Below are 16,795 nucleotides of genomic sequence, written 5' to 3' on the forward strand. Positions count from 1 at the left end.
TATTTTGTCCATTCCTCTGGGGGATTTGAAACCTCCACCTGAAAGGAAAAAAACGACCTTAAGGAATTCATTTAAAAAGACCAAAATTTTATGCCCCTCATGGCCCAAAGGAAAATGTCCAAACAAGAGAAAGAAGCCCTGGTCGCCCGGTTGCAAGCCGGACGTGTGGCAAAGCAGGCTAAAAAAAGGAAACGGAACGCGACCCCTGTTCCAACTGCAACATCACGCGCGCTCACCCGTCGGCGGTTGAAAGCACGACCCAAACCCAGACCTAAACGTTTACGAAAATCATTGCGCGCGACGCGCGTTTCCCCACGAAACACGCGTGTGACGTCGCGCACCCTTTCTGACATCCTGCGTGAATCGGATGCGCGTGATAACCTGCAGCGCGCCAAACGGGCGTTACGGGGTCTACATCGGGCCGTCTGGTTCCCCAAAGCGGTGGTGCACTCTAACCAGGTTCACCCGCGTGAACACCATACGATCGAAGAAGAGATTCCCGAGCAGGCGCTCATCGAACATTGGGAGGCCATCGGGGAACTCAAACGCAAAGGCATCGATATCCGCCACGCGGATTGGCCGGTGCGCATCCCCACGCGATTGAAGGAAATCGAACTGGAAACCCCAGTGTCCATGCACGCCCGACGATTTGCCTCCCGTCATGGATTAGTGGTGCGCGAAAGGCTCCCGACCCCCCGCCGGATAGTAGCACGGGTGTTGGGGCATTAAGGACGACCCCCTCTTCTAATAAATCAGGGGTTTCGTGAATAGGTATGGCCTTTGTCGACGTCGCCGCTTCCCTGGAGAAGATTGAACAGACGAGTAAACGTCTTGAGATGACGGAACAGCTGGCCGAGCTGTTCGCCCGAACCCCTGCCGAAGAGATGCGGGAAGTCATCTACTTATTGCAAGGGCGATTGGCCCCCGCGTATGAGAATATCGAAACAGGGTTAGGGGAGAAATTAGTGGAGCAGGCCATTGCCCATGCAACGGGGTATTCTAAGGAAGAGGTGGCCAAGCGCTTCAAGAAAACAGGGGATCTGGGGACCACGGCGGAAGAGCTGCTGCAGAAAAAGACCCAGCAGAGCCTGGTGAAACAAACCCTTACCGTGAAGAAGGTGCACGCTAACTTCATGAAGCTGGCGACCACTGCGGGGACGGGCACCCAAGATACCAAAATCAGATTGCTCGCGGAACTTTTGCACGCCGCCTCCCCCCTGGAAGCACGGTACATCATTCGGTTCGCCCTGGGAGCTCTTCGATTGGGGGCCGGCGACCCCACCCTAATGGATGCCCTGGCCAAAGTCCATTTGGATGAATTCAAGCGGAAGAACCCCGCGCTCATTGAAGAGATAGATGGGAAGACGGATGAGGAAAAGGATAAACGCATCCAATTGAGGCTGCGCGAGACCATTGAAGCCAAATATAACATCCATGCTGATTTGGGTCATATCGCCGAAAAAATAACCCATAAAGGATTGATAGGGTTAGAGGAAATCGACCTCGAGCCCGGCGTACCTATTCGGCCGACACTCGCGGAAAGACTGCCCTTGTCCAAGGATATCATCGCCAAGTTAGGAAAGTGTGCCGTGGAATCCAAATACGATGGATTTAGAGTTCAGGTGCACAAAAAGGGAAAATCCATCTGGATTTTTTCCCGCAACCTGGAAAAAATGACGGATATGTTTCCCGAAATAGTTGAGGGGGCTCAAAAGCAGCTCGACGCACAGGATTGTATCGTGGAAGGGGAGGCCTTGGCGGTGAATGAAGAGACGAATGAATTTTTTCCCTTTCAAGTGACGATCCAGCGCAAACGGAAATATGAGATTGAGGAGAAGGCCAAAGAGCTGCCACTCAAACTATTCCTCTTCGATGCCATGGCCATCAATGGGAAAAATATTATGTCCCTCCCCTTCGGGGAACGGAGGAAGCAATTGCAGCGCCTCATCGGAAAAGGGAACACCATCGCTCCGACTCATTCCATCATTACGGACCAGGCTGGGGAGATTGACAAATTCTTCAATGAGAACGTGGCCCAAGGACTGGAAGGCATCATGTGCAAGGATCTGAACGCTCCCTACATCGCGGGGGCGCGCAAGTTTGCATGGATCAAGCTCAAGCGATCCTACAAGGGAGAATTACAGGACACAGTGGACCTGGTCATACTTGGTTTTTACAAAGGGAAAGGAAAACGCACCACCTTCGGTTTAGGGGGGTTATTGGCCGGGGTGTATGAGGAAAAGGAAGACCTGTTCAAATCCGTCACACGCATAGGAACGGGGTTCAGCGAGCAGATGCTGCAGGAACTGCATGACCTATTATCCAAACATACATCGGAAAGGAAACCCGCCCGCGTGGACTCGGATATTGTACCCGATGTGTGGGTAAAACCCCAATTTGTCGTGGAGGTGCGCGCGGATGAAATTACGCAAAGTCCGATGCATACCGCCGGCCGAAAGGGAGGGAAAACAGGATACGCGTTGCGCTTTCCCCGCATCCTCCGATTGCGTAGGGATAAGGATCCTGAGCAGGCCACGTCGGTGAAGGAAATCATCGACATGTATAAAACCCAGAAACGGGTCTCCCTGAAGGAATCCAGATGAAACACAAATTCAAACGAATGCTGACCTGGATCTGGCGATGGGGATTATTCGTCCTCGCCTTTCTCATCGTGGTTTTCGCGGTCGTATCCCTGGACACATTCGTCATCGAGCAGCGCCTCTACTTCCTCCGCGCGGGGGCTTGGGAAGAACTGCTCCTCATCACGGCGTTAGGGTTGCTCATCGCGTATGTCCTGAAACGCCTGCTCGTCCTCCAATGGAAATGGGGAGTGGGCAAATGAACGTGTTCAAGTTGCTGGTCATGGCCGTGGGAGCGGTGGCCCTGCTGTACATTATTCTCCTCCTCTTTGCCCCTTTGTTTTCAACCCCTCCCAATATTGCACATGCGGCGGAAGGTCTGTTGCTCACCGCCCAAACGGATTTGGGAAAAAGCTATTCCACTACTCTTGATGTGCGGGCGGAGCAATCATTGGATGCCCGATCCCTCGATGAACCCTCCCGGAGTGTGGCTTTTGCTTGCTCGGGCATAGACTGTTGCGATGATCCCCGGGACTGCCCCCTCCCCCTTACAGTTAATGCCCAACGCATCCTCTTCCACCAGGATATCCGCACCACCTTTTCGGCGCGTTGTGAGGAAACAGCTGGCATCCACGCGTGCACGGTGTACGTGGGAAAAAGGCCCGCGCAACTGGAGTGGCGCGACTTAGTGTTGCCGGAAGTTAATAATGGGGATGATCTCCCTTACGTGGCGCAGGCCACTATCTTTAACACGGGAGAAATAATTTTGAGAGATGTCACCGTATTATTGCGCGTGTATGAATCCCAAGTATTCGCTGGAAACGAGGAAAAGATCATCATCCACACGCAGGAACAAATTATCCCAGCACTCGATCCTTCTTCGGGATATCCACTGGCGTTTACGGAAACTATTCTCCCAGGGAATTATACGATCGACCTATTTGCCTCCGCCCAGGAAGGGGGATTCGATCGCGTGCGGAAGGACGTGCACATCACGGGAGAGACTATTTCCCTTTGCCAACCTATTCTTGAAAACCGGGGCCTTGGTACTTGGGATGGGTTTACCGAACTCTGCCGGGCCCAGAGGGATTGCACGGGGTGTACGTTTGCCTTCGAATGTCGGGAGGCCTGGGAGCGCACCGCGCCACTGTCAGGGGGTGGGTCTTATGATGCGTCCCGGGGGGAGCCAGGGTTCACTTACGCCCTGTACGAGCCGGTAGAGGGGAGTTGTTAATGGCCCAATCCATGAAATCGCGAATAATATAGGGGTGGCCCACTTCCGGGTGGAAGGATAGCCCTAAAATGCGTTTTTGGGGATGCACGAAGCCCGAAATGGGGCAGGAGGGGCTGGAAAAGCATAGGAATGCCCCTTTGAATAAAATTGATGAGGATGGGGGAGAAGAAGAGGCGGACAGTGGGATAAAGGGGGCTGGGGAGGTGGATGAGACGCTGGGGAGGGTGACTTCCTTGGCATGCAGGGAATACACCCGAATGGAAGAAGGCACGTTTTCAAGGAAAGGAAAATTGCCCTTTTTACGAATGAGATTCATTCCTATCAAAGGGACTTTTCGTGCTTTCACGCGGGCCCCAAAAAGGCGGGCGAGGAACTGCTGTCCGGCACAGATACCCACCATGGGGATGTCCACATTCCGTAGCCAGGCTAATCGTTTGACGTGCGCCTCATACGTGAAATCCTGCACTGGGCAACCGGAGAAGATGATGGCCCGCGCCGGCCGCACATGCTTCTTTCCTAATTTGGAAATGGGAACGACCGTTGAAGGAAACTGGAGCGCCCGCTGGAGGGGCCAAGCAAATTCTCTCATGGTGAGGAGGGAAGACATTCCAGAATTGACGACGAGGATATGATCCATGCTCATGTGGATTTTCTCCTTTTTCCATTTTTCATTTTTCCTTTTTTATTTTTTCTATTTTTGTTTTTGGGAAAGGGGATAATCGGTTTGTGAATCGCTTGCAATTCCCGGATGTGCCGGGTGCCCTGCAGCCCTATCCATTCATCCTCGAAGCGCCGCACGCGGAGACGCTCATGGAAGAATGGCGCATCGAGGACGAAGCTCTCGAATTCCCCCCCTTCGCCTATGGGGGAAACACCATGGGAGGATTCCAATGAAAATAATACGGGAGAATGATTCTCATCAATGGTTTTCCCCAACCATTCTTTCTCCAGTCCCCGCGCGGCCACCGCGACTAACATGATTTCAAAGCCCCGCGTATGCAACTCATGCCAATGCGCCCGAGGAGATGATTGCCAGAGGGGATTGAAACACCATAACCCCATATCCCAACAGATACGCTGGATGCGGGAGGCCTGGTAAGTCGAATACACCGCACCCGTAACCACTCCTTCAATTCCACAAGTCTCTTTCAATGCCCCGAGCACGCGTTTCAGATCCACATACTCCCGCGTTTTCTTACCGGAGGTGGGCACAAAAACTAAAGGGAGTCGCATGCTCGCCGCCTGAGTCTTCGTCCACGTGATATTAGGCACATGAAAGAGGAATGATTCCTTGTTCTCGGGCGCCATGGCCACCAAGCAAACTATCTCATGCCCCGCCTGCTTTGCAATATGCAGGGCGAGCGTGGAATCCTTCCCCCCCGAGAACAAAGAAGCGAGGCGCATGGTCATTCCTTCCTGCTTCGGTTCAAGGCGATTTGGACGACTTTTCCCCGTCGGCGTCGTTTCTGTTTCTGCATGCGGCGATCGAGTTCGTCAAATAGATCATCGTAATCGACCTTCTTGTCGTAGGAAGAAGTCCCGATAACGGCGGCAGTAAACGATATTGGTTTCCACCGGCGCTGGGCCAATAACCCTTTGACAAACTCGAGTCCCATATTTTTACTCAATTTTTTCCACCAGTGTTGGTCTTGTTTTCCCTTCCTCCAACGTTTACTCAATTCCATGACTTCATCCCGAAATTCTGGGGAGTCAGTATCCCGAAGGTAATTTTCCTGCAACATTTTTATCAATGTGAATGCCGTCGCGGGATCTTTACGGAAAAATAGATAATATTCATCTCCACCCATCCTACCAGCATAACCATTTCCTATTGCCGCCACCTGGGATAACATTTCAGTGAATCGGGATAATGTAACGTTTCCCACTTTTTGTCCGAAACGCTTGTTGATCCTTCCGAAACGATCGAGGTCGATGACGATTGCTGAAAAAGGCTGGTGATTAGGCTCGCGAAGCGCCTCATACACCCTCGCTTTGAACATGGAATCATTCACGACGAGTGGGGTTTGGTGGTGATGAGTCAGTGATTTGGCAGTAATCTCCCGCATCACTCGCGCTAGCCGTCGGATCCCACGGTAGGTTCCAATTACCCGATTTCTCTCCTCGGGAGAAAGGGTTTTCAAATGGCGCGTGAATCTGGGGTCATGGAAAAGGGAGGAGGTCCTTCGCTCAAATTGGGTGACCAGATTCAGGGAAGAGACGAGTTTTTGGGGATCCGCAATGAGCTCCCTCCCCTGTCTCGCTTGTTGATGATATTCATAGTAAAGCCCCAGGCTGCGGAATGCGTCCGTCCTGATTCGACTGGATGGTGTCAGTATATTAATTAGCCAATCCACCTTACGCTCCTTCTTTCGACGGGGGCGGAAAGGGAGAACGGGCATACCCAGGGAAGATAGACCTCCTATTTAACCCTCGGGGAAAGAACTACTGTCAATCCTTCTATTGACATTCCTCCCAGTATTCAAAGCAGCTAATCACGATTTTTTCACCCATTTGGGAGAACGGGGCATAAATCGAGGACGAGAGCACCCTATATAAATCAGGAGTCATTTTTCTGGCCATGCAACCACATATAGTAGGGTTGGGGGGAAATGCCCTCATTCGAATGCACCAATTAGGGGATTTCACGCAGCAATTGAAAAACGTGCAACGCACGTGCCGCGCGCTCGCCACCTATGCGGGGAAAGGAAACCCATTGGTTATTACTCATGGGAATGGGCCACAAGTGGGAAATCTGGAACTCCAGATGCGCGCCGCTTCCCCAAACGTTCCTCAGATGCCATTGGACGTGGAAGGGGCGATGACGCAAGGGCAGATTGGGCACCTCCTCTTCCTGGGGTTGAAAAAATGGAAACCCACATTGGAAATAAGCATGATCCTGACTCACGTGGAAGTGGATCCCAAGGATTATGCATTCAAAATCCCCACCAAACCCATCGGACCCTGGTATTCCCATTCCACCCATCTCACGCGCCACCGGATTCCCTTTCTCCACGATCCCAAAAAAGGGTTCAGACGGTTAGTGGCCTCTCCCAACCCTCAAAAAATAATTGAATTGGACGCCATCCGCACATTGTTGAAACAAGGCCACGTGGTCATTGCCGGGGGAGGCGGGGGCATCCCCGTGTTTAGAAACAAAATGGGTTACCGGGGCGCGGAAGGCGTCATCGATAAGGATCTGGCATCCTCCCTGCTCGCCACCCGACTGAAGGCGCATCAGCTCACTATTCTTACGGATGAATCCCACGTATACACCCAATTCGCCACTCGCCATCCACGCCCCATTCTCCATATGAATAGACGCGAGGCCCGCGCCCATCTGAGGAAAGGGGAATTCGGGGAAGGGAGCATGCGACCTAAAATAGAGGCCGGACTCCGATTCCTTCAAAAAGGGGGAAGGGTTGTGCACATCGGGCATACCGACGACGCGAAACAGGTGATGATGGGTGAAAAAGGGACGCGCATCTATCCATGAGATAGATTCCATTCTAAGCTCCAGGCCCTTCCGCCAATTGAAAGGAAAGGATTTCCTGAACACACATGATATTACCTCCCATCAAATGGACGACATCCATTCCCTCGCGGGCCTCCTCAAAAGAATGCACCAGCACCACGAGGGATTACCTCCCCTACTCCACCAGAAAGCCGTGGCCTTGCTCTTCGAGAAGCCCTCCACCCGCACGCGCACGTCGTTCGATGTGGGCATCCATCTGCTGGGTGGACACAGTTTTTTTATCGACAAAACCACCACCCAAATGTCCCGGGGAGAAGACTGGAAGGATACCACTCTCACGTTAACCCAATACACGGATGCCCTAATGGCCCGGGTGTTCGAACATACGACGCTGGAACAGATGGCCCGCTTCTCTTCCAAACCCGTGATCAACGGTCTCACGAATGAAAACCACCCCTGCCAAATCCTTTCGGATTTATTCACGATGCGGGAACATTACGGGACGCTCGACGGGTTAACAGTCATGTATGCTGGGGTCTCCGATAATGTTACGGATTCCCTCCTCGTGGGATGCGCGATGATGGGAATGGACATCATCGTGGCCTCCCCACCCCCTTTCAAGGTGTCGCCGAAATACCTCGCGATCGCCAGGAAATTATCCAAGAAGACCGGAAGCGCCATTACCGTATTTCCCCGCATTCCTGAATTAAAAATATTGAAACAAGTGAACGTGGTCTACACCGATGAATGGGAAAGCATGCACATGCACCTCGACAAGAAGAAGATGCTACCCCTTCTGCGCCCCTTCCAGGTGAATGAAAAATTGATGGGAAAATGCGCCCGGGGCGCCAAGATGATGCACTGCCTCCCCGCCATCAAAGGGGAGGAAGTATCCCCAACTATCATGTATGGGAAATATTCTCTCGTGTGGGAACAGGCCCAAAACAGGATGTGGGCGCAAATGGCTTTGTTGAGTGGGTTGCTGCGTGATTAGATGGGCCGTTCTACGCTTATCCAACGCGGGCTCGAAGGCAACCTCTGGAAACTGCTCGCGTATACTATCTCCCAGCGCCGAAACTTTTTCCCTATCTTGTCCATCTATTTCCTCACCCTCCCGGGAGCAGATGCCCAGCAGATAGGGTTGTACTCTGCCATCGGATTCCTGGTTTCCTTCCTGATTGAAATACCTTCTGGATACATGGCCGATCATATTGGGCACCGGAAAACACTCATCCTGAGCAAAGTGTTCATGGTGCTCTCTACCCTATCCTTCCTCACCGCGAACAGTCTGCCAGGATTCATACTCGGGGCATCTTTTTTATCCCTTTCATTCGCTTTCCAATCGGGCACCCTCACGGCCTTCCTCTATGACACCCTCCAATCCCTGAAGCGGGAGAAGGAGTATGCCCGCCAACATAGTCGGATTGCGGCCAATGGCTCACTTGTGAGCATGGTGCTTATGTTCAGCCTGCCATTCCTGGTTCCCATTGACATCCGCCTGCCATTCCTCATCGTGTTGGCCTTCGACCTCGTGGGAATGGCCATCGTGTTCGCGCTGAAAGATCCTCCCGTGGAAAAAGAGCACCGCGCCCAACCCTATCAATCCATAACAAAACTCATCCATGACGCCAAGGAATCAGGAATGCTTCCCTTCGTGATGTTCACAGGATTAATCGGGGGATTCATGATAGGCATCTCGGCCTTCCGAGAACCCTATCTCCTATCCTTGGGGATGCCAATTGCCCTTATTGGATTGGTCATGGGAGGATCGCGGCTTATCTGGTATGTCGTGGGAACCCACATCCAGCACCTGGAAAAATTCCCTTTCCGGCGACTTATCCAGGCCGAACTGTTCCTCTTCCCGGGGATGTTCATCCTCGCCTCGGTGATTCAGGAAGTTTTCCTCACCGCGCTCATTTTCATGCTTACGTTGGGGTACCTCTGGGGCCGCTCCCACCTCATGGAGGATTACTTCATCCGCACCTACATCCGCCAGCCCAAATACAAAGCCACCCTCCTCTCCATCCATTCCCAAGTCTCCCTCATCATCCAAGCCCTCGTGGCTGGGGGCGCCGGTTATCTCATGGCCCAATCCTATTCCTTAGGTTTCCTGGTGTCAGGGATCTCCCTTTTCCTTTTACTTGGAATGGTCTACTTGTTTCTGCAACCCCAACTCAGGCGGGGCGTGGGAATAGCCGACCATTGAATGGGTGGAATAGGTACATTTTTACCATAGGGAAATTTTCCCCCATGAGGAAAAATTGTAGCCCACTAGAAATGGGTGGTATTGCTTTTCAGAAAGCAGGTAACCCTATATAGAACTGAGGGCCAACTCCATATGCAAGCCCACATTTTCAGGAGGCCACCCGCATGATTGGATACACCACTAATATCGAAAAGGAAACACTTGACAACACCGCTTACCGGCGCGTACTGTTCACCGGTAAAAAGATGCAATTAGTGGTGATGACGCTCAGGCCGCAGGAAGACATCCCCCTGGAGACGCACCCGGACACGGACCAATTTATTCGCGTGGAAAAAGGAGAGGCCTTGGTGAAAATAGGAAGTGAAGAGAACAAAGTGTCTGAAGACGAAATGATCATTATTCCGGCGGGGAATGCGCATTACGTGAAGAACACCTCCACGGAGGAAGATTTGAAGATCTACACCCTATATTCGCCCCCCGAACACCCGGAAGGAACGGTTCAACAAACTAAAGCGGAAGCGGATGCGGCGGAAAAGGATCATTGATCAAACATCCATTTGAAAAAAGGTGCACGAAAAAACAAAAAAAAAATGGGGCGGGAGAGATTCGGAACGCACCTTTTGAAAAAAGGTGCACGAAAAAACAAAAAAAAATGGGGCGGGAGAGATTTGAACTCTCGTCGACACCTCCCGAAGGTGCCATCCTACCAGGCTAGACGACCGCCCCAAAGGGTAGCTAGGATGAAATGGTTTGATTGGGTACCCATATAATGGGCACGCATCCTTCTTCCCCTCCGGGTGTAAATAGGGCACAGACGATTTTACCTGGCCTAACCAGAGGGAGGTGCCGGTTAGGGGATTTCTATTAAATCCTCTTAATGGCTGGCTGAGGCATGGAACCCTACACGCGCATCACCCTCGTGTTCGCGGTCTTCTCTATGGCCGTGGTGCTCGTGGACCCTATTTTTGCGTTGTACTTGACCCAAGAGGGATATGGAACTATTGAGATAACGGTTCTCCTCTCTGCCTTCGCCCTCGCGGGGATGGTGGCAGCCCCCTTATTGGGTGGAATGTCAGACCATTGGGGAAGGAGACCCATTATTTTGGCTGGAATATTGTTTGCCATGATCGCCTACTCCTTATATGCCTTCATCAACAATCCCATTGTCATTTTTCTCGCGCGAATACTCGAGGGTATCGCGTACGTGGCCGTGATACTTGCGGCCATCGCGAAGATGGAAGACATTGTCGTGAATGAAAAAACAAAAAAGGCCAGCACGCGCGTCGGAATGAGTTTGTCCATTGGAAAAATAGGGCATGTTGTGGGACCCCTCCTGGGGGGAATTATCGCGACGTATTATGGAATTATTTCTCCCTTTCTCGCGGCCGTCATCGTACTGGGAATCATTGGAATATGGTATTTTTTCCAAAAACACAACACGCACCCGATTCCAAAACTGAGAGAATTAACATTCAACCCCATTCCACTTGTTCAGGAGTTCTGGAAAAACAAACCCCTACGCGGATTGAGCGCGCTGGTAATAACGCACCAATTCAGCATCTCGGTGCTATTCGTTTTTCTCCCCCTTTTCATGGTGAAAGATTTGGGTTATTCCATTGAACTCGTTGGAATTGCCCTCTTCGTGAAAGAAGTGCCTCAGCTCATTCAGTTCCTCGCGGGAAAACTCACAGACTCCTGGGGAAGCAAGCACGTGGTGATCCTCGGAACTACGCTCTGCGGGGTGTCGATGGTGGCGCTCTCTTTCTTCCACACTTTCGATTGGATACTGGTGGCGCTCTTCGTGTATGGAATGGGAGGAAGCCTCATGGGGATTAGTACGATTGCACTCCTCTCTGGGTTTGCCGAACAAACCAAGCAAGAAGGATCTTTCCTCGGGAGCCACGTGGCCATTTCCAGAATAGGCGCCTTCCTCGGATTCATTATCTCGGGAATCGTGGTTCAACTCACGAGCATCCCCACCCTCTTTGCGGTGGCGGGAACGCTCATTCTCGTGGGAATCGTAATAGGAGAAGAGTACTTGGCCTCGCATACCTTCTATTTACCCAAACCCAAGCACCTTCTTTCGGCCCTCTTTCACCACCGGTAAATGGGCGCATGAATCGGGTTTTAAACTTCAAAGAATCCAAGGAATGCATGCCGGCCCCCGGAACGTTACCCACCTCTTCCACGCATCCCGTGACGTGCGGGCTGGAAGTCCACCAGCAATTGGACACGCATAAACTCTTTTCTCGTTGCCCCAGCACCCTGCGCGAGGACGCTCCAGATTTCACCTTTTTCAGGAAGTTGCACGCGGTTGCTTCCGAGCTGGGAGAGTATGATTTGGCCGCGCTTGAAGCGGCGCGGAAGAGACAGACCTATACCTATCAAGGGCACCACGAGAACACCAGTTTGGTGGAAACGGATGAAGAACCCCCCGCCCCCATGAATGCGGAAGCCCTATGTATTGCCCTGGAGGTGGCGCTCCTCTGCCAAGCGAAGACCGTGGACAAAATAACGGTGATGAGGAAAACCGTATTGGACGGGAGCAACACTTCGGGATTCCAACGCACCGCCCTGGTATCCATGGGGGGACAACTCACGCTCACGAATGATATGCCCATCCGGGTCATGGGAATTGCCCTGGAAGAGGATTCCGCCCGCCCCATCGGACAGAAAGGGGAAGACGGGGTGTACCGCCTGGATCGGCTCGGGTTTCCCCTTATTGAACTCGCGACGTATCCGGATATCCATTCTCCCGAACAAGCCAAGGAAACCGCTCTCAAGATTGGGGAGGTGCTCCGCATCACTGGAAAGATGAAACGAGGCCTGGGAACCATTCGGCAGGATTTGAACATCTCCATCCCTGGAGGAGCGCGGGTGGAAATCAAGGGGGTGCAGGAGGTGGGGATGATCGACGAATACGTGCGGCGGGAGATGCAACGACAACAGACCCTGCTCGCCCTGAAGGACACATTAACAAAGGAAGGATTGACCAAAGATAAGGTGAACAGCCAGGGCGCCACCGACCTTACTCTTATTTTTTCGAACACCTCCAGCCCGCTCGTGCGGAAAGCCCTGGAGAAACAGCATCATCTATGGGGGGTGCGGTTGCCCCAAATGAAGGGAAAAATGGGATTGGAAATACAACCTGGCCGACGAGTGGGAGGCGAAGTTTCATCCTATATGAAGAATAAAACCGGGTTGCAGGGCATCCTTCATGGGGATGAGTTGCCAGCGCATGGCGTCACGGAGGAAGAAGTGAAGCAGGTTAGGGAGGCATTGCATGTTCAGGAAAAGGATAGCTTTGCTTTGGTGATGGGCCCTGAAACCAAGGCGCGATTCGCCATCGACACCATCAAGCACCGGGTGTCATTCCTCCTGGAAGGCATTCCTGAGGAAACACGGAACGCCCTGGAGGGAGGTAACTCGGAATATTCCCGCCCCCTTCCTGGAGCGGCACGCATGTACCCGGAGACGGACGCGCAGGATATTTTCATCACCCCTTCCCTCATTGGGGATTTGAAAAACACCTTACCCGCATGGGGAGAGGATAGAAAAAAACAGTATATGCAAATGGGATTGAGCGAAAAGCACGCGGAAGAGATGAAACTGGACAACAAGGCCCGCTTTTTCGAACGCATGGTTGGAAAAGGGTATGCTCCCACCCTCACGGCCACGCTATTATTGGACACTTTCAACACCATCCGCCGAGAAAATCCCCAAGTATCCCGACTCACGGAAGAGCAACTGGAATCCCTATTGGAAGCGGAAAAGGGAAAACAGGTGCTGCGGGACAACTTCCCCTCTATCCTACGTGAATGGGCGATTAATCCTTCCGCCCCGCTGTCCGCTGTAATTGGGCGCCTGGGGAATGAGACAATGAAAGAGGATGAGGTAACGAAAGTCGTGAAACAGATCGTGGACAAGCACGCGCACTTGGTGCTCGCCAAAGGCATGCAAGCCCAGAAGCCCCTGATGGGGTTGTGCATGCAAGCCTTACGGGGTAAAGCCCAAGGATACTTCATCGCTCAAGCATTGGAAAAAGAATTGCGCCAGCGAACAGGGAAATAGGATTTTTTCATGGCTCCAGGAAAACATTATCTCTCCAGAAAAACCTTCATGGGCTTCCAATAGAAGGCATTCCATCCCTCCGCGATACTCGCGGCGTGAGACGAGGGTATGTTTTCGTGCGTGAACACCAATTTGGTTCCATTCCTGCTTTTTTCCAATTCAAACCGGACAATGGAAAATGGTTCCCCTTTTTCCCAATCCGACGCACGCCAGGATTGAACAATTCTTTTCCCCGGAATCAGTTCTAGGTTCTTTCCAGTAATGTAGTCATCGTACGCTGAAATGGACCCCCCCACGCGGCGAGAAATGGAAGCCTTGGATTGGGTGAAAAAAGAATGTTTTTTGGAATCCATCAGCGCCTCATACACTTTTTCAGGGGGAACGGAAAACGTGATCGTTTGCCGGATGGTTTTTCCTCTTTCAGCTTTTTTGGATGGTGCTTTTGGTTTCAGTTGTTTTCGCTTTGGTGCCATAAGGTTTCAAACTCCTGCGCGAACCGCGCATTCAATGCTGTGGAATGAATAACCAACACATTTTCATTATTTTCTCCCACCCCGTTACGCGACCAATTCATGGAGCCGGTGAGGACTACTGTTTGGTCGATCACCGCGAATTTGTGATGCATGTAGGAGGGGTTGGCGTCAATACGCACGGAAAGGCCAGCATCCCGAAGATTTTGGAGCTGGGAAAAAGAACCCCCTGCCTGCTGGCGCTCAAGGAGAACCCGCACCACCACGCCTCGCTCATGGGCATCCATAAGGGCTTGGGCGAGCTGGGGATGGGTAAAGGAATACATGGCCACGTCTATTTTGGATTGCGACGCATGAATGGCAGACAGGGGCAACGATTCGCAGATAGGGGAGGGGCAGAAAGCGGATTGGATGGAATCATATTCCAAGGAGGAAGGAGTTTGAGTTGTGGGCTGGATGACTAACCCCGTGGGGGAAAAATGCGCCACGCCTACCCCCAATCCCACTCCGAAAACCAAGAGAAGAATCCCTAAAAAAACCTTGGGAGAGAGGTGCATGCACCCACTCCCGCAGGGGGCTCTTAAAAGGCTATTTTACAAAAAGTCATCATCCGAGGCAACCCGAATGGAGTCGTCCGCGAATAATCCATTGGAAGGAAGTTGCTATTGGGAAACGGCGAGCCCCGTCGTCTAGTGGTCAAGGATGTCAGGCTTTGGACCTGAAGACCGGAGTTCGAATCTCCGCGGGGCTATGTTGGGGTTCCTGCACCGCGGGAAACCGCACGCTTTTTCGCCGGCCTTTTTTCTAAAAAGGCCGGTTCCTGAATCTTCGCGGGGCTATAATCACCAAAAGCAATTTCTCACTCGGACATGATTTGTGTATTCTTTCTTTCTCCGTGATAAATGACTTTTTGTAGTTTCAATTTGAGCCCATATCTTTTGATTAGCTTATGGATTATTTGATTTAACTGTTCTCTATAGTTCTCGCTTTTTGAGGTATAGAATTCGGTGATTATTTTTTCACCGAGCTCTTTTGCGTCTTCTTTTAATCGTTTGAAAATATAGGGACTTAGATTGATATGTTCGACAAATATTTCTTTATTTCCGGTTTCTGCGATAGCCTTGAATAACTTATCTAGTACTATTTCTTTTGAAACAAAATGAGGCAATAAGGGCCCAATGAATGCATAGGTTTTCACCCCTTCTTCATTCAGTTTCTTGAGTGTTTCTAATCGTTTCGATGCAGGTGGGGCATATTTCTCAAAATAGCGTGAAATCGAATCGTCAGTAGTTGTTATGGTCAAACCAACTTCCGTATGTTTTAGCTTTTTAATTAAGTCTAAGTCACGCAAGATTAGATCTGATTTTGTTAGAAAACTAACCTCTCCTTCAAAGTGGTTTTCAATTAACACTTCTAAACACTTTCGTGTTAATTGGTACTTTACTTCTAATCCTTGATAAGGATCTGTAACTGAACTAAACAACACGACCTTTCCTTTTCCTTTATTTTTCAGCGACAAAATTTCTTTTCTTAATAATTCCGCTGCATTCATTTTAGGATAAACATATTCTCCCCAATCAGCAACGGATTTATCCGCAAATCGACCCATGAAACTAGCATAACAATATGAGCAAGCAAAACGACAACCCAAATAGGGGTTAACCACGTAATCCGCTGCTGGAAGTTTAGATGGGGTCAAAATAGATTTTGACTGGATTTCTTTAATCTCCATATTAGCAAATGGTCTTCCCATACATTAAATTGACATCCATCCCGACCTAAAAAGGCGTATCTGAATCTCCGCGGGGCTAATTTACTTTTCTTTCGGCCGGGTGGTTTATATTTCCCCACCGCGCCAACTCTTCCATGAAATATTCCATGATCGGATATGGTTCCCTGCTCTCCCATCAATCCCTCAGTCGTACTATCCCAGACAAACCTTTTACTCCTATCCTGGTGAGGGGATACAAACGCCTGTTCAACCTGGCCGTTAGCAAAGGCAGAAACCCGGATGTGTTGAATGTTCAGAAGGCGCGGGGAAAAACATTCAATGGAGTTTTATTCCATGTGGATGAGCAGGAGTTGCGCCGCATCATGGAGCGGGAGGAGGATTACAATCTCGAGGAGACCCATGCCTATGATTTCAGAACGAAAAGAATGGTAGGAAAAGGATTCGTTTGCGCGGATTATGTGGTGGGTATCGACCGATTGAAACGACTGCCGGAAAAGAAGTATTTTATTCTCTGCCGGGAGGCCGCCTATCATATCAGCTTGCCCTTCGGAGAATATTGGGATCAAACAACTTATTTGGCGGACGGGAATACGGTAACCCAATGGATTGGAACCCACCCTGCCTATGATACGATTGACGTTAGCCCACCGAGCCGGGTTTCTCCCAACTATCGGCGCCTGAAATAATAAAAAAATTCTGAAAGATGGATTAAATGGTTAATTCTGGGGTGGGGATGTTACTACGCGCCACGGCATTTTTAGGTCATTCGTGAGCGGAAAAAAAGTAACCATAAGAAGGAAAGCCCCACGCAGGATTGGGGAGGTGATTGCATGAAATCTTTGAAATGCCCCGACTGCCATTATGTGGCCAAAGGAAAGAGTGAGACGACTGCCCAACTGGTTCTGGACGAACACCGCACCCAAGAACACCCTGGATTGCCCCCGCGAGCTACCTTGGAAGAGCGGGCCTAATCCCTATTTTTTATCCTCCCACCCAGGTTGAAGGAAAAAAAAGTGGGGGGGATTTATTTT

18 protein-coding genes and 2 tRNA genes are annotated in these 16,795 nt (G+C 51.0%); 13 read left to right on the plus strand and 7 right to left on the minus strand.

The features are described 5' to 3' along the window. Positions 1 to 99 precede the first annotated feature (99 nt). The 4 genes from Q8P05_01905 to Q8P05_01920 are packed head-to-tail and all read left to right on the plus strand — an operon-like array spanning position 100 to position 3,813. Positions 100 to 729, plus strand: coding sequence for a hypothetical protein (locus Q8P05_01905; protein MDP2666233.1), 630 nt, complete (start codon positions 100 to 102; stop codon positions 727 to 729). Positions 730 to 773: 44 nt separating this feature from the next. Beyond that, the gene (locus Q8P05_01910) at positions 774 to 2,603 is read left to right on the plus strand and encodes an ATP-dependent DNA ligase (GenBank protein ID MDP2666234.1); all 1,830 of its coding nucleotides are present in this window, start codon (positions 774 to 776) and stop codon (positions 2,601 to 2,603) included. Beyond that, complete coding sequence (locus Q8P05_01915) at positions 2,600 to 2,842, plus strand: hypothetical protein (GenBank protein MDP2666235.1); 243 nt, start codon at positions 2,600 to 2,602, stop codon at positions 2,840 to 2,842. The genes Q8P05_01910 and Q8P05_01915 overlap by 4 nt, the downstream gene beginning before the upstream one ends. Next, positions 2,839 to 3,813 carry a hypothetical protein gene (locus tag Q8P05_01920; protein ID MDP2666236.1) on the plus strand — a complete coding sequence of 325 codons (975 nt, stop codon included), beginning with the start codon at positions 2,839 to 2,841 and terminating at the stop codon, positions 3,811 to 3,813. Before Q8P05_01915 ends, Q8P05_01920 begins: the two co-directional genes overlap by 4 nt. Here Q8P05_01920 and Q8P05_01925 read toward each other — a convergent pair. Genes Q8P05_01925 through Q8P05_01935 form a run of 3 tightly spaced genes read right to left on the minus strand, consistent with a single transcriptional unit; the run spans position 3,773 to position 6,212 of the window. After that, positions 3,773 to 4,456, minus strand: a complete 684-nt coding sequence (locus tag Q8P05_01925; protein ID MDP2666237.1) for a hypothetical protein — start codon at positions 4,454 to 4,456, stop codon at positions 3,773 to 3,775. The two genes, Q8P05_01920 and Q8P05_01925, sit on opposite strands and share 41 nt — an antisense overlap. After that, positions 4,453 to 5,217 carry a diphthine--ammonia ligase gene (locus Q8P05_01930; protein MDP2666238.1) on the minus strand — a complete coding sequence of 255 codons (765 nt, stop codon included), beginning with the start codon at positions 5,215 to 5,217 and terminating at the stop codon, positions 4,453 to 4,455. The genes Q8P05_01925 and Q8P05_01930 overlap by 4 nt, the downstream gene beginning before the upstream one ends. Positions 5,218 to 5,219: 2 nt before the next feature. Then, the gene (locus Q8P05_01935) at positions 5,220 to 6,212 is read right to left on the minus strand and encodes a diguanylate cyclase (protein MDP2666239.1); all 993 of its coding nucleotides are present in this window, start codon (positions 6,210 to 6,212) and stop codon (positions 5,220 to 5,222) included. A gap of 179 nt (positions 6,213 to 6,391) precedes the next feature. On the opposite strand from Q8P05_01935, the gene Q8P05_01940 reads away from it, so the two are divergent. The 4 genes from Q8P05_01940 (at position 6,392) to Q8P05_01955 (ending at position 10,036) form a co-directional block, all read left to right on the plus strand. Then, on the plus strand, positions 6,392 to 7,306 hold the full coding sequence (locus tag Q8P05_01940; protein ID MDP2666240.1) for a carbamate kinase: 915 nt from the start codon (positions 6,392 to 6,394) through the stop codon (positions 7,304 to 7,306). Further along, the gene (gene argF / locus Q8P05_01945) at positions 7,278 to 8,279 is read left to right on the plus strand and encodes an ornithine carbamoyltransferase (protein MDP2666241.1); all 1,002 of its coding nucleotides are present in this window, start codon (positions 7,278 to 7,280) and stop codon (positions 8,277 to 8,279) included. Before Q8P05_01940 ends, argF begins: the two co-directional genes overlap by 29 nt. Next, positions 8,280 to 9,491: an MFS transporter gene (locus tag Q8P05_01950; protein MDP2666242.1), complete on the plus strand. Its 1,212-nt coding sequence runs from the start codon at positions 8,280 to 8,282 to the stop codon at positions 9,489 to 9,491. A 164-nt stretch (positions 9,492 to 9,655) separates the two neighbouring features. After that, positions 9,656 to 10,036: a cupin domain-containing protein gene (locus tag Q8P05_01955; protein MDP2666243.1), complete on the plus strand. Its 381-nt coding sequence runs from the start codon at positions 9,656 to 9,658 to the stop codon at positions 10,034 to 10,036. A 108-nt stretch (positions 10,037 to 10,144) separates the two neighbouring features. Here the strand turns inward: Q8P05_01955 and Q8P05_01960 are convergent. Further along, a tRNA-Pro gene (locus tag Q8P05_01960) sits at positions 10,145 to 10,217 on the minus strand. Positions 10,218 to 10,383: 166 nt separating this feature from the next. On the opposite strand from Q8P05_01960, the gene Q8P05_01965 reads away from it, so the two are divergent. Both Q8P05_01965 and gatE read left to right on the plus strand, forming a co-directional pair. Then, positions 10,384 to 11,598, plus strand: coding sequence for an MFS transporter (locus Q8P05_01965; GenBank protein ID MDP2666244.1), 1,215 nt, complete (start codon positions 10,384 to 10,386; stop codon positions 11,596 to 11,598). Positions 11,599 to 11,645: 47 nt separating this feature from the next. After that, a complete protein-coding gene (gene gatE, locus Q8P05_01970) occupies positions 11,646 to 13,562 on the plus strand; it encodes a Glu-tRNA(Gln) amidotransferase subunit GatE (protein MDP2666245.1) in 1,917 nt (638 codons plus the stop codon). A 26-nt stretch (positions 13,563 to 13,588) separates the two neighbouring features. On the opposite strand, the gene Q8P05_01975 is transcribed toward gatE, so the two are convergent. Together Q8P05_01975 and Q8P05_01980 are read right to left on the minus strand one after the other, a co-directional pair. Continuing rightward, positions 13,589 to 14,035 (minus strand): SRPBCC family protein, encoded by a 447-nt coding sequence (locus tag Q8P05_01975; protein MDP2666246.1) that lies wholly within the window; start codon positions 14,033 to 14,035, stop codon positions 13,589 to 13,591. Beyond that, positions 14,011 to 14,589 (minus strand): phospholipase D family protein, encoded by a 579-nt coding sequence (locus tag Q8P05_01980; GenBank protein ID MDP2666247.1) that lies wholly within the window; start codon positions 14,587 to 14,589, stop codon positions 14,011 to 14,013. Before Q8P05_01980 ends, Q8P05_01975 begins: the two co-directional genes overlap by 25 nt. A 121-nt stretch (positions 14,590 to 14,710) precedes the next feature. Here Q8P05_01980 and Q8P05_01985 point away from each other — a divergent pair. Then, positions 14,711 to 14,783 (plus strand) — tRNA-Gln (locus Q8P05_01985). Positions 14,784 to 14,891: 108 nt separating this feature from the next. Here the strand turns inward: Q8P05_01985 and Q8P05_01990 are convergent. Continuing rightward, positions 14,892 to 15,785, minus strand: coding sequence for a radical SAM protein (locus tag Q8P05_01990; protein ID MDP2666248.1), 894 nt, complete (start codon positions 15,783 to 15,785; stop codon positions 14,892 to 14,894). Positions 15,786 to 15,898: 113 nt separating this feature from the next. Between Q8P05_01990 and Q8P05_01995 the strand changes: the two genes are divergently transcribed. Both Q8P05_01995 and Q8P05_02000 read left to right on the plus strand, forming a co-directional pair. Next, on the plus strand, positions 15,899 to 16,450 hold the full coding sequence (locus Q8P05_01995) for a gamma-glutamylcyclotransferase family protein (GenBank protein MDP2666249.1): 552 nt from the start codon (positions 15,899 to 15,901) through the stop codon (positions 16,448 to 16,450). Between the two features lie 144 nt (positions 16,451 to 16,594). Continuing rightward, positions 16,595 to 16,735, plus strand: coding sequence for a hypothetical protein (locus tag Q8P05_02000; GenBank protein MDP2666250.1), 141 nt, complete (start codon positions 16,595 to 16,597; stop codon positions 16,733 to 16,735). Positions 16,736 to 16,795: the final 60 nt, after the last annotated feature.

This window comes from Candidatus Diapherotrites archaeon (assembly GCA_030688545.1).
In the GTDB taxonomy this organism is placed as follows: Archaea; Iainarchaeota; Iainarchaeia; order Iainarchaeales; family VGJJ01; genus VGJJ01.

What these genes read in the sequence shown, in the direction of transcription:
- Q8P05_01905 (MDP2666233.1), top strand. Translation starts at nt 100, where the DNA reads ATGGCCCAAAGGAAAATGTCCAAACAAGAGAAAGAAGCCCTGGTCGCC.
- Q8P05_01910 (MDP2666234.1), top strand. Translation starts at nt 774, where the DNA reads ATGGCCTTTGTCGACGTCGCCGCTTCCCTGGAGAAGATTGAACAGACG.
- Q8P05_01915 (MDP2666235.1), top strand. Translation starts at nt 2,600, where the DNA reads ATGAAACACAAATTCAAACGAATGCTGACCTGGATCTGGCGATGGGGA.
- Q8P05_01920 (MDP2666236.1), top strand. Translation starts at nt 2,839, where the DNA reads ATGAACGTGTTCAAGTTGCTGGTCATGGCCGTGGGAGCGGTGGCCCTG.
- Q8P05_01925 (MDP2666237.1), bottom strand. Translation starts at nt 4,456, where the DNA reads ATGAGCATGGATCATATCCTCGTCGTCAATTCTGGAATGTCTTCCCTC.
- Q8P05_01930 (MDP2666238.1), bottom strand. Translation starts at nt 5,217, where the DNA reads ATGCGCCTCGCTTCTTTGTTCTCGGGGGGGAAGGATTCCACGCTCGCC.
- Q8P05_01935 (MDP2666239.1), bottom strand. Translation starts at nt 6,212, where the DNA reads ATGCCCGTTCTCCCTTTCCGCCCCCGTCGAAAGAAGGAGCGTAAGGTG.
- Q8P05_01940 (MDP2666240.1), top strand. Translation starts at nt 6,392, where the DNA reads ATGCAACCACATATAGTAGGGTTGGGGGGAAATGCCCTCATTCGAATG.
- Q8P05_01950 (MDP2666242.1), top strand. Translation starts at nt 8,280, where the DNA reads ATGGGCCGTTCTACGCTTATCCAACGCGGGCTCGAAGGCAACCTCTGG.
- Q8P05_01955 (MDP2666243.1), top strand. Translation starts at nt 9,656, where the DNA reads ATGATTGGATACACCACTAATATCGAAAAGGAAACACTTGACAACACC.
- Q8P05_01965 (MDP2666244.1), top strand. Translation starts at nt 10,384, where the DNA reads ATGGAACCCTACACGCGCATCACCCTCGTGTTCGCGGTCTTCTCTATG.
- gatE (MDP2666245.1), top strand. Translation starts at nt 11,646, where the DNA reads ATGCCGGCCCCCGGAACGTTACCCACCTCTTCCACGCATCCCGTGACG.
- Q8P05_01975 (MDP2666246.1), bottom strand. Translation starts at nt 14,035, where the DNA reads ATGGCACCAAAGCGAAAACAACTGAAACCAAAAGCACCATCCAAAAAA.
- Q8P05_01980 (MDP2666247.1), bottom strand. Translation starts at nt 14,589, where the DNA reads ATGCACCTCTCTCCCAAGGTTTTTTTAGGGATTCTTCTCTTGGTTTTC.
- Q8P05_01990 (MDP2666248.1), bottom strand. Translation starts at nt 15,785, where the DNA reads ATGGGAAGACCATTTGCTAATATGGAGATTAAAGAAATCCAGTCAAAA.
- Q8P05_01995 (MDP2666249.1), top strand. Translation starts at nt 15,899, where the DNA reads ATGAAATATTCCATGATCGGATATGGTTCCCTGCTCTCCCATCAATCC.
- Q8P05_02000 (MDP2666250.1), top strand. Translation starts at nt 16,595, where the DNA reads ATGAAATCTTTGAAATGCCCCGACTGCCATTATGTGGCCAAAGGAAAG.